Raw genomic sequence first — 11,036 nt, 5'->3', positions numbered from 1 at the left:
GCCGACATCTGCGTCCTGATGCGCGCCTGACCCCGCGGCACCACGGGGTAGGAGAACCCGACGACGTAGACGCCCTCCTCTAGCAGGCGGTCGGCCATGCGCGCGGCCAGGGCGGCGTCGCCGATCATCACCGGGATGATCGGGTGGTCGGCGCCGGCCAGCGTGAACCCGGCGGACGCCATCGCCGAGCGGAAGTAGTCGCTGTTCTCGCGCAGGCGCCGCCTCAGGTCGTCTGACCCCTCGAGCATGTCGAGGACCTCGAGGGAGGCGGCCGCCACGATGGGCGAGAGGGAGTTCGAGAACAGGTAGGGGCGGCTCCGCTGCCTGAGCCAGTCGACGATCTCCTGGCGACCGGCGGTGTAGCCGCCGGAGGCGCCTCCCAGTGCCTTGCCGAGCGTGCCGGTGATGATGTCCACCCGGCCCATCACGCCCCGCAGCTCGTGCGTGCCGCGCCCGCGCTCCCCCACGAAGCCGACGGCGTGGCTGTCGTCGACCATCACCAGCGCGCCGAACTCGTCGGCGAGGTCGCAGATCGCTCCCAGGTTCGCCACGACCCCGTCCATCGAGAAGACGCCGTCGGTGGCGATGAGCTTGAAGCGCGCGCCGCTGGCGGCCTCGAGCTGGCGGCGCAGGTCGTCCATGTCGTCGTTGGCGTAGCGGAAGCGCTGGGCCTTGCACAGCCTGATGCCGTCGATGATGCTGGCGTGGTTCAGGGCGTCGGAGATCACGGCGTCCTCGGGGCCCAGCAGGGCCTCGAACAGGCCGCCGTTGGCGTCGAAGCACGACGAGTAGAGGATCGCGTCGTCGGTGCCGAGGAACCGCGCGAGGCGCCGCTCGAGCTCGACGTGGACGTCCTGGGTCCCGCAGATGAAGCGCACCGAGGCCATGCCGAACCCGCGCTCCTCCGCGGCCCGCTGCGCCGCGTCCACCACGCGCGGGTGGTTCGCGAGGCCCAGGTAGTTGTTCGCGCAGAGGTTCAGCACCGCCACGCGCTCGCCAGACGGCAGCTCGACCTCGACGACGGCGTCCTGCGAGGAGACGATCCTGCGCTCCCGCTTCGTCAGCCCGGCCTCCTCGACCTCCCCGAGCTGCTCGACCAGGTGCTCCCTGAAACGCGCGTAGGCGCCCATGGGGCCAGGTTAGCAGCGCCAGCACGCGAGAAGGCCCGGGCGTGGTCGCGCCCGGGCCCTCCCCTGCGGCGCCGGCGAGGCGCCGGCCGCCGCCTCGGCTAGGCCGTCACTAGTTGACGACGAAGTCGCCGAACATGCCGAAGCCGGCCTCCGGCACCGCGTGGCCGGGGACCGTGCACAGGTAGGTGAAGGTGCCGGCCTCGGTGACCTCGAAGGTGATGCTGGTCGCGCCCTCCTCGCCGGCGCCCGTGGTCAGCTCGGCGTCGACGCCGAGGTCGGGGATCGCGAAGTCGTGCGCCATGCCGTCGGAGCTGATCACGGTCACCCGGACGACGTCGCCGACCGACGCGGTGAGCTGCGGGTTGCGCACGCCGTCGATGTCGCCGCCGACGCCCACGAACTCGAAGCCCTGCGTGCCGATCTGCCCCATGAGCGTGTACTCGACGGTCGGGGTCTGCTCGTCCTGCGCGAAGCCCGCGCCGAAGGCTAGGGCGACGATGGAGGCGAGGACGTACCTGAGGACCTTGGACATGAGACTGCCTTCCCGGCCCGGACGAGCGCGCCGCTGCGGGCGGCGCAAGCGGGCCTGCGCGGCGACCGGCCCGCCGAAGGGCCGTGCCGCCGCGACTCGGCCAGATGCTAACCAGGAACCCTGAGCAGCGCCGTCGGGGACGAGGCCCGTCGGGTTAACGGAACCGTAATGAGAGCGGGGTGGGAGCCGGCTACTCCCCGTAAGGGACCCAGATGTTCTTCACCCGCACGGCGCGGCGCAGGAACTCGCGCCCCTCGCCCTGCTCGGGGTCGAACCAGTCGCGCCGACGCCCGTGGTTCACCCACGTCGCCTTGAGGTTGCCCGCCGACTCGCGCTCCACCATGGCGCTGCCCTCGCGCGAGCCGAAGTACCACAGGGCCTCGACCCCGTCGTGACGCGCCAGGACCTGCGCCAGCTCGTCGCGGTCGCCGGGCAGTATCGAGAGCGCCCCGGCCGGCAGGTCGGAGGTGTCGAGCACCTGGTAGAGGTCGGTGGCGGCCAGCGGCCACCGCGACGACGGCACGGCCACGACGCGGCAGCCCATGGCCAGGCCCGGGAAGACGAGCGAGACGAAGGCCAGCAGCGGCGCCTCGTCGGGGCAGACGACGCCGAGCACGTCGTAGGGCTCGTTCATCGCCAGCGTGACGTTCCGGTAGGGCGTCGGGTGCACGTCGCCGTCGTACTTGTCGGCGTAGGCGGCGTAGATGAAGAGCCGCTCGACGGAGCGCTGCACCTCCCACGCCGCGACCTTGCGGCCCACGCCGCTCATCGCGCGGATGCGCTCCTCGAACTCGGGGGCGCGCAGCGCGAGGTTCTCGGCCACGTAGTAGACGACCTGAGCGCGGGCGTGGGCGGTCATCCGCGACCACCTGTCGCCCTTGAGCGCCGCCTCCACCGCGTCGCGCACGTCCTTGCGGTTCGCGAGCGGCGCCTCGCCCACGCGCTCGCCGCTCGGGCTCAGGACCGGGTAGCTGTAGTCGGCGTCGGGCCGCCTCTGCACCCCGCCCACGTACACCTTGGCCGTGCGGTCCACGCTCGGGGCGCCGTCCTCGCCCGCCGGACGGCCCTCGCCCAGCGCCGCGGCGCTGGCCGGAGCGGCGAGCTCGCCCTCGCCGTAGTACGGCAGCTCCCTCTCGAAAGCGGGCCTGAGGTACTCGTACATGCCCTCGCGGCCGCCTTCGCGGCCGAAGCCGGACTCGCGGTAGCCGCCGAAGCCGGCCGCGGCGTCGAAGAGGTTCGTCGAGTTCACCCACACGACGCCGGCCTTGAGCTGCGGGGCGATGTCGAGGGCCAGGTTCACGTTCTCCGTCCACACGCTGGCGGCCAGGCCGTAGCGCGTGTCGTTGGCGAGCTCCACGGCCTCCGCCGGCGTGCGGAAGGTGAGGCTGACGATGACGGGCCCGAAGATCTCCTCCTGCGCGATCGTCGCGGCGGGCGAGACGTTCGTGAACAGGGTCGGCGGGAAGTACCAGCCATCCTTCGGGGCCGCCCACGACGGCTGGAAGCAGGTGGCCCCCGAGGCCCTGCCCTCCTCGACGAGCCTGGTGATCTTCTCGAGCTGGACGGGCGCGATGATCGCGCCGACGTCGATCGACTTGTCCAGCGAGGGCCCCTCCCGCAGGCGCTCCATGCGCTCGCGCAGCTTCGCCTCCATGCGCGCCGCGACGCTCTCCTGCACGAGGAGCCGGCTGCCGGCACAGCAGACCTGGCCCTGGTTGAACCAGATGGCGTCCACCACGCCCTCGACCGCCGAGTCGAGGTCGGCGTCGTCGAAGACGATGAACGGCGACTTACCGCCCAGCTCCAGCGAGAGCTTCAGCTCGCGTCCGGCCGTCTCGCGGCGGATGATCCTCCCCACCTCGGTCGAGCCGGTGAACGCGACCTTGTCGAGGCCCTGGTGGGCGACCAGCGCCGCGCCGGTGCGCCCGTCGCCGGTGATCACGTTCAGCACGCCCTCCGGGAGGCCCACCTCCTGCGCCAGCTCGGCGAAGGCCAGCGCCGTCAAGGGCGTGAACTCGGCGGGCTTGAGGACCACGGTGTTGCCGGCGGCCAGGGCGGGCGCGACCTTCCAGGCCAGCATCAGCAGCGGGAAGTTCCAGGGGATCACCTGGCCGCACACGCCCACCGCCTCGTAGCCGGGGAACTCGCGCTCCAAGAGCTGCGCCCAGCCGGCGTGGTGGTAGAAGTGCCGCGCCACTAGCGGCACGTCGATGTCGCGGGTCTCGCGGATCGGCTTGCCGTTGTCGAGCGACTCGAGGACGGCCAGCAGGCGCGCGTGCTTCTGCACGTGCCTGGCCAGGGCGTAGAGGTAGCGGGCGCGCCCGTGGCCGCCCAGCTCCTGCCAGCGCGGCAGCGCCGCGCGCGCCGCCTTCACCGCCGCGTCCACGTCCTCAGCCGTGCCCTGGGTCACCTGGGCGAGCTCGGAGGCGTCGCCGGGGTGGTGGGTGGCGAAGGTCTCGCCGGGCTCCGTGAAGCGTCCGCCGATGAAGTGCCCGAACCTCCGCCCGTGGCGCTCCAGCCAGGCCTCGGCCAGGTCGGCCGCCTCCGGCGCGGGCCCGTAGTCGAGGGTCTCGAAGATCTCGCGAACCGTCATCCCTAAGCCCCCTGCCTCACCCGAGCGGGTGGCGGTGGAACGCCGAGTAGCGCCCGGTGACGTGGTGCTCGAGCTGGCGCTCGATGTCGGCCAGCAGCGAGCTGGCGCCGAACCTCAGCAGGTCGGGCTCGAGCCAGCGCCGCCCGAGCTCCTCGCGCATCAGGGTCATCCAGGCCAGCGCGTCCTTCGCCGTGCGCAGGCCGCCCGCCGGCTTGAAGCCGACGGCCTGTCCGGTGCGCTCGTGGTACTCGCGGATCGCCCTGACCATCGTCAGGCTCACGGGCAGGGTCGCGTTCACCGACTCCTTGCCCGTGGAGGTCTTGATGAAGTCGGCGCCCGCCATCATGGCGACGAGGCTGGCGCGGTAGACGTTGCGCAGGGTCCCCAGCTCGCCCGTGGCCAGGATCACCTTCATGTGCGCCTCGCCGCAGGCCTCGCGGAAGCTCCTCAGCTCGTCGTAGAGCCCCTGCCAGTCGTGCGTCAGCGCCAGCCGGCGCGAGATGACGACGTCGATCTCGGCGGCGCCGGCCGAGACCGAGCGCACGATCTCCTCGACGCGCGTCGCGAACGGCGACAGGCCCGCCGGGAAGCCTGTCGAGACCGCGGCCACGGGCACCCCCGTGCCCTTGAGGGCCTGCACCGCCACCGGCACCATCTCGTGGTAGACGCACACCGCCCCGACGGTCAGCCCCAGGTCGGCCACGCCGAGCTCCTCGAGCAGGTCGCGCCTGACCGGGTTGAGCGCCTTGGCGCACAGGCGCCGCACCCGCCCGGGGGTGTCGTCGCCCGACAGCGTCGTCAGGTCGATGAGCGTGATCGCCTTGAGCAGCCACGCCGCCTGCCACTGCTTCTTGATGCTGCGGCGCGTGGTCAGCGTCGAGGCCCGGCGCTCGACCGCGCTCCTGTTCACGCGCGCGGCCTGCACCCAGTCGAGCATCAGCTCCGTGCCCTCGTTGCGCGGCAGGGCGCCGACCGGGGCCTCGCCCTCCCGCCAAGTCTCGGTCCTGACACTCATGCGCCGTCCTCCTCGGCCGCCCCCAGCGCGGCTCAGCGCGCGGCCGACACAGCGCAGCCTACCGCGCCCCGCGCCGCCTCGGCGCCGCGGCTCACCCTCGCGGCGACGCCGCCAGCGGCCCCGGGGCCGGCGCCGGCCCCGACGCGTCGTGAGCGACCAGGCCCAGCCGCGCCGCCATCTCGCTGCCGTTCTCGGTGAAGAGCCTCTCGACGACGAGCTCGGCCTCGCGAGGCGCGAACAGACCCTGGCGCACCAGCGGCCAGGTGGGGAGCTGGTCGAGGGTCAGGAGGCGCTGCATGCCGGCCGCGAACCTCACGGGCACCTCTTCGTGGCCGAGGGCGGCCAGGACCGCGACCCTGTGGAAGCCGGAGCGGATCAGGAACAGCGTCCGCCCGTTCGCGAGGAGGAGCTGCCCGCGCACGCCGTCGTTGCGCGGGGGGCGGAAGCCGTGCTCCCTCACCGAGGCCACGAGGCGCTTGAGGCGCCACACCTCCAGCTCCAGGAGCCGGGGGCCGACGGGACCGTGGCTCCTCAGGCGCAGGTCCTCGGGCGCCGACGCCGGCCAACGCGGCACGGCCAGGGACCAGGGCCAGAAGAACGGCGTGTCGGCCGCCGCGATCTCGTGCAGCGGCGAGACCCGGCTCACGTCGCGCTCCGGGGAGGAGAAGAGACGCTCGGCGGCGGTGCGCGGCACGAAGCGCTCGAAGAAGCGCGCCAGCACGGTCTCCTGCGCCGGGAGGTCGGGCCGCTCGGCGACCTGGCGCGCGGTGGCCTCCCAGGCGTCGAAGGCTCCCGGACCGAAGCCGAAGAGCGACACGTTGCGGCACCAGGCGGTGGGCACGAGGAACGTGGGCGCGTCGCGCATGTGGACCGCCGTCAGCGGGTCGGGGGCCGCGCCGCGTTCGGGCGCGTCGACCTGCGCGCTGCCCACGCCGAGCAGGCGCAGCAGCCGTCTGCCGACGCCGCGGCGCAGCCGCGCCGCCGCCGTCGGACGGCGGTAGCCCCCCTCCACGAACTCGTAGAGGCGGGCGAGCTCGGCCTCGCTCGAGCCCACTGCAGGCACGGCGGACATGCTAGCCGAAGCGAGCATGAGACTACCGACCAGGACGTGGTAGCTTCGGCGGCGCGAACGGCCGCGGAGCGCCCGCCGACGCGAGCGGGCGGAGCGGCCGACCCTGGCACGCGGGCCCGGAGGTCCTAGCGCATGCAGCTCTCACGTTTCCCCCGCCGACGCTACACGCAGCACCCCACGCCGCTCGTCCCGCTGAGGCGCCTCAGCGACCACCTGGGAGGGCCGACGATCTGGCTGAAGCGCGACGACGAGCTCGGCCTCGCGGGCGGCGGCAACAAGGCCAGGAAGCTCGAGTTCCTCGTCGCCGACGCGCTGGAGCGCGGCGCCGACACGCTCGTCACGACGGGGGCGGTGCAGTCGAACCACTGCCGCTCGACCCTCGCCGCGGCCCGAGTCGAGGGCCTCGCGTGCCGCCTCGTCATCGAGGAGCGGGTGCCGGGCAGCTACGACGAGCACGCCACGGGCAACAACTTCCTGTTCCACCTCCTGGGCGCCGAGCGCATCAGCGTCGTGAAGGCCGGCGAGGACCTGTCGGCCGCCATGCAGGCCGAGGTCGACGACCTGGCCGCCTCCGGGCGCGTCGGGTACGTCATACCGGGCGGCGGCTCCGGCCCGCTCGGGGCGCTCGGCTACGTGGCGGCCGCCAAGGAGCTGATGGCGCAGGCCGACGAGCTGGGTCTCGTCATCGACCGCGTCGTGGTGGCCAGCGGCTCGGGCGGCACGCACGCGGGCCTCGTGGCCGGCCTCACCGGACTGAGCAGCGGCGTCCGCGTGCTGGGCGTGAGCACGCGCGCGTCGAAGGACGCCCAGGAGGCGAAGATCCTCGACCTCGCCCGCCGCACGGCCGAGCTGGCCGGCTCGCGGGTGGAGGTCCGGCCCGAGGACGTGGAGGTCGTCGACGGCTACGTCGGCCCCGGCTACTCGCTGCCGACCGAGGGCATGGTGGAGGCCGTCAAGCTCTTCGCCCGCCTCGAGGGCGTGCTGCTCGACCCCGTCTACACCGGCAAGGTCGCCGCCGGCATCATCGACCTCGTGCGCCGCGGCGAGCTGGGCGACGACGGCGACGTCGTCTTCGTCCACACCGGCGGCTGGCCCGCTCTCTTCGCCTACCAGGAGCTCTTCGAGGACTGAAGCGCGGGCCGCGCGCCGCCACGAGGGCGAGTCGACCGTCCGCTGAGCCGGGCGTGAGAGAGTTCACATCGCGTGCTACTCTTGCCGCGCACGGGCACACCCCGCGTGGAGCCCCCAGGGGGGCGCACAGCCACAAGTTGGAGGCCGAAGTGAAGCGAACCGTCAAGACCCTACTGGCGCTGGTGCTCGCCGGCACGATGTACGTGGGCTTCGCCCAGGAAGGCGAGGTGCCCGACACGCTCGTCGTCGGCATGGTGCCCAGCCGCGAGGCCGAGGCCATCGTCGACAGCCTCGAGCCGATCGCCGCCATGCTCTCCGAGCGCATCGGCATCCCCGTCGAGACCTTCGTGAGCACGAACTTCGTCGGCCTCGTCGAGGCCATGGGCACCGGCCGCGTGCACGTGGGCATGTTCGGCCCCGCGGGCCTCGTGCAGGCGATGGACGCCCACGGCGCCGAGCCCCTCCTCGCCTCCGTGCGCCAGGGCAGCACCACCTACCGCTCGCAGTTCAACGTCCGCTGCGACAGCGGCATCGAATCGTTCGACGACCTGCGCGGCAAGACGATCGCCTGGGTCGACCCCGGCTCCGCCTCCGGCTACCAGTTCCCGTACGTGACCCTGCGCGACCAGTACGGCATCGACCCCGACACCGAGATGACCGGCATCTTCGCGGGCTCGCACGACGCCGCCATGCTCGCCGTGTACCTCGGCGACGTCGACGTGGCCGTCACCTTCGGCGGCTCCCCCGGCTCCGACGGGCGCGAGACGATCGAGGCCGACTACCCCGACGTCAAGGAGCAGGTCTGCATCCTCGGCTACTCGGCCGACATCCCCAACGACGGCATGGTCGTGGTGCCGGACCTCGACGACGGGCTCAAGGAGAAGATCGCCCAGGCGTTCATCGACATCGCCGACACCCCCGAGGGCGAGGCGCTCACCCAGGCCCTCTTCAACGTGACCGAGTTCGCGCGCGTCGATGACCCCTCCGTCTACGACGTCGTGCGCGAGGTCAGCCGCACCTTCCAGCAGCAGTGACGTGGGGGCAGGCGGCCGCCTGAGGCCGCCTCCCGAGGAGCAGGGCCGGCCGGGCGACAGTCCCGCGCCGGCCCTGTCCTCTGGGTTACTCTCGTCCGTGTCCCACATCGAGTTCCGCGAGGTCGAGGTCACGTACAAGACGGGCCTGAAGGCCCTCAAGGGCGTGACCCTCTCGATACCGCGCGGCCAGTTCCTCGTCGTGGTCGGCCTCTCGGGCGCCGGTAAGTCGACCCTGATCCGCACGGTGAACAACCTCGTGGTGCCCTCACAGGGCAGCGTCCACGTGGGCGGCGCGAACGTCACCGCCGCGCGCGGTCGCCGGCTGCGGCAGGTGCGCTCCGACATCGGCATGATCTTCCAGACGTTCAACCTCGTGAAGCGCTCGAGCGTGCTGCGGAACGTGCTCGCCGGGCGCCTCGGCGACGTGCCCGCCTGGCGCGGGGTCCTCGGCGCCTTCCCCCGCGCCGACGTCGCCTACGCGCACGAGTGCCTGGCCCGCGTGGGGATACCCGAGAAGGCGTACGTGAGGGCCGACGCCCTCTCGGGCGGCCAGCAGCAGCGCGTGGGCATCGCGCGGGCTCTCGCCCAGCGTCCGTCGGTGATGCTCGCCGACGAACCCGTCGCGAGCCTCGACCCGCCCACGTCGCACGCCGTGATGAGCGACCTCAAGCGCATCGCTCGCGAGGACGGCATCACGACGATCGTGAACCTGCACTTCATCGACATGGCGCGCGAGTACGCCGACAGGATCGTCGGCATGCGCGACGGCCAGGTCGTGTTCGACGGCACGCCCGAGGAGGCCACGGACCAGGCGTTCGAGGACATCTACGGGCGGCCCATCGACCGCGAGAAGGACCTGCGTGGGTCCTGAGCTCACCGGCGCGGCGACGGCCGCACCCCCTCCCCCGCTCGTCGCGCGCCTGCGGGGGCTGCTCTCGCTCGCGATCGTCCTCGGCGTCGTCGCCCTCGCGTACTGGCAGACCGACTTCGACGTCGCGGCGCTGTTCACCGGCTCCGCCGACTTCTGGCGCTTCTTCGGCCGCCTGGTGCCGCCGCTGCCCGAGATGCGCTCGGAGTGGGGCGCCTACCTGCCCCAGCTCGCCGGGCCCCTCCTCGAGACCCTGCAGATCGCCTACGTGGGCACGTTCTTCGGGACGCTGCTGGCGGTGCCGCTGATCTTCCTCGCCTCCGCCAACACCGCTGTCGACCGGGTGAGCATGTGGGTCGCGCGCGTGCTGCTCACGGTCCTGCGCAGCATCCCCGACCTGCTGTGGGCCGCCATCCTCGTGCCCATCCTCGTCGTCGGCCCCCTGCCCGGCGCCGTGGCGCTCACGCTCTTCTCGATAGGCGTGCTGGCCAAGCTGGGCTCCGAGACGGTCGAGGCCATCGACCCCGGCCCGCTCGAGGCCCTGCGCGCCGCCGGCGCCGGCCGGCTGGCGACGATCGTCTACGCGGTCGTCCCGCAGATCGCCGCGACGATGGTCAGCTACGTGCTCTACGTCTTCGAGATCAACGTGCGCGCCTCGGTGATCATCGGCCTCGTCGGGGCGGGCGGCATCGGGTTCCTCCTCCAGGTGCAGCTCAACTTCTTCAACTACACCCGCGTGGGCCTGATCATCGTCGTGATCTTCCTCGTCGTGCTCGCGATCGACGCGGTCTCCGTGTGGGCGAGGTCGAAGCTCATATGAGCCGCGCCGCCCCCGCCTTCCCCGTGCCGCCGGTGCCGGCGCAGGTGCGCCGCAACCGCGCGCTCTCGGCCGCCGCCGCGGTCCTCTCCGTCGTGCTGCTCGTCGTCGTGCTCGTCACGCTCGACCTGCCCGCGTGGGAGCGCGTGCGGACCGGCCTGGAGCGCACGCTGCCGCCGCTGTGGCGCGGCTTCACGCACCCCGACCGCGAGCTCTTCCCCCTCGCGCTCGGCGCGATGCTCGAGACGTTCTACATGGCCGTGCTCGGCACGCTGCTGGGCGGCATCCTCGCCTTCGCGCTGTCGTTCCTCGCCGCCCGCAACCTGCTGGGCGGCACCGGCAGGGCGATGCCGGGCAAGGCGCTCCTCGTCGCGATCAGGACGTTCCCCGAGATCCTCCTGGCGATCATCTTCGTCGCCGCCGCCGGCCCGGGGCCCACGGCCGGGATCATGGCGATGGGCATCCACTCGATAGGCTTCCTCGGCAAGATCTTCTCCGACGTCATCGAGGGCATCGACCCCGGCCCCATGGAGGCGATACGCGCCGCCGGCGGGAACGGGCTGCACGTCTTCCTCTACGCCGTCGTGCCCCAGGTGCTGCCCGAGTTCGCCTCGAACGTCCTCTACCGCTTCGAGATCAACCTGCGCGCGGCCACGATCCTCGGCCTGGTGGGCGCCGGCGGGATCGGCGGGCCGCTGATCCAGCGGCTGCAGTTCCGTCGCTGGGACGAGATCTCGATGATCCTCATCGTGATCGTCTCGTTCATCGTCGTCGTCGACTTCGTCAGCTCGACGGTCAGGCGCCGGCTCGTGTAGCCGCCCCGCTCCCGGGCGCCCGGCGACGA

10 protein-coding genes are annotated in these 11,036 nt (G+C 72.4%); 5 read left to right on the top strand and 5 right to left on the bottom strand.

Annotated features, from left to right (window positions below):
* The 5 genes from VF202_05085 to VF202_05065 form a co-directional block, all read right to left on the bottom strand.
* Nucleotides 1-1,130: glycine C-acetyltransferase (locus VF202_05085; protein HEX7039466.1), on the bottom strand; the 1,130-nt coding region annotated here is incomplete at its 3' end.
* Nucleotides 1,131-1,239: 109 nt separating this feature from the next.
* A complete protein-coding gene (locus tag VF202_05080) occupies nt 1,240-1,662 on the bottom strand; it encodes a cupredoxin domain-containing protein (GenBank protein HEX7039465.1) in 423 nt (140 codons plus the stop codon).
* Nucleotides 1,663-1,852: 190 nt separating this feature from the next.
* Nucleotides 1,853-4,255 carry an aldehyde dehydrogenase family protein gene (locus VF202_05075; GenBank protein HEX7039464.1) on the bottom strand — a complete coding sequence of 801 codons (2,403 nt, stop codon included), beginning with the start codon at nt 4,253-4,255 and terminating at the stop codon, nt 1,853-1,855.
* Nucleotides 4,256-4,271: 16 nt separating this feature from the next.
* The gene (gene deoC / locus VF202_05070; GenBank protein ID HEX7039463.1) at nt 4,272-5,270 is read right to left on the bottom strand and encodes a deoxyribose-phosphate aldolase; all 999 of its coding nucleotides are present in this window, start codon (nt 5,268-5,270) and stop codon (nt 4,272-4,274) included.
* Between the two features lie 91 nt (nt 5,271-5,361).
* A complete protein-coding gene (locus VF202_05065; protein HEX7039462.1) occupies nt 5,362-6,333 on the bottom strand; it encodes a hypothetical protein in 972 nt (323 codons plus the stop codon).
* A 141-nt stretch (nt 6,334-6,474) separates the two neighbouring features.
* Here VF202_05065 and VF202_05060 point away from each other — a divergent pair, with 141 nt between their 5' ends.
* From VF202_05060 to phnE (VF202_05040), 5 genes are all read left to right on the top strand, one after another.
* Nucleotides 6,475-7,473 carry a D-cysteine desulfhydrase gene (locus VF202_05060; protein HEX7039461.1) on the top strand — a complete coding sequence of 333 codons (999 nt, stop codon included), beginning with the start codon at nt 6,475-6,477 and terminating at the stop codon, nt 7,471-7,473.
* Nucleotides 7,474-7,622: 149 nt separating this feature from the next.
* A complete protein-coding gene (locus VF202_05055) occupies nt 7,623-8,507 on the top strand; it encodes a phosphate/phosphite/phosphonate ABC transporter substrate-binding protein (protein ID HEX7039460.1) in 885 nt (294 codons plus the stop codon).
* 97 nt (nt 8,508-8,604) lie between these two features.
* On the top strand, nt 8,605-9,378 hold the full coding sequence (gene phnC / locus VF202_05050; protein ID HEX7039459.1) for a phosphonate ABC transporter ATP-binding protein: 774 nt from the start codon (nt 8,605-8,607) through the stop codon (nt 9,376-9,378).
* Nucleotides 9,368-10,195, top strand: a complete 828-nt coding sequence (phnE, locus tag VF202_05045; protein ID HEX7039458.1) for a phosphonate ABC transporter, permease protein PhnE — start codon at nt 9,368-9,370, stop codon at nt 10,193-10,195. Before phnC ends, phnE (VF202_05045) begins: the two co-directional genes overlap by 11 nt.
* Entirely contained in the window at nt 10,192-11,007 is an 816-nt protein-coding gene (gene phnE / locus VF202_05040; GenBank protein HEX7039457.1) for a phosphonate ABC transporter, permease protein PhnE, read from the top strand. Before phnE (VF202_05045) ends, phnE (VF202_05040) begins: the two co-directional genes overlap by 4 nt.
* The last annotated feature ends 29 nt before the right edge of the window (nt 11,008-11,036 follow it).

The organism is Trueperaceae bacterium, from assembly GCA_036381035.1.
Classification (GTDB): Bacteria; Deinococcota; Deinococci; order Deinococcales; family Trueperaceae; genus DASRWD01.
Note: the sequence above shows the minus strand (reverse complement) of the source record. Positions and strands in the feature narration are given on the sequence as shown.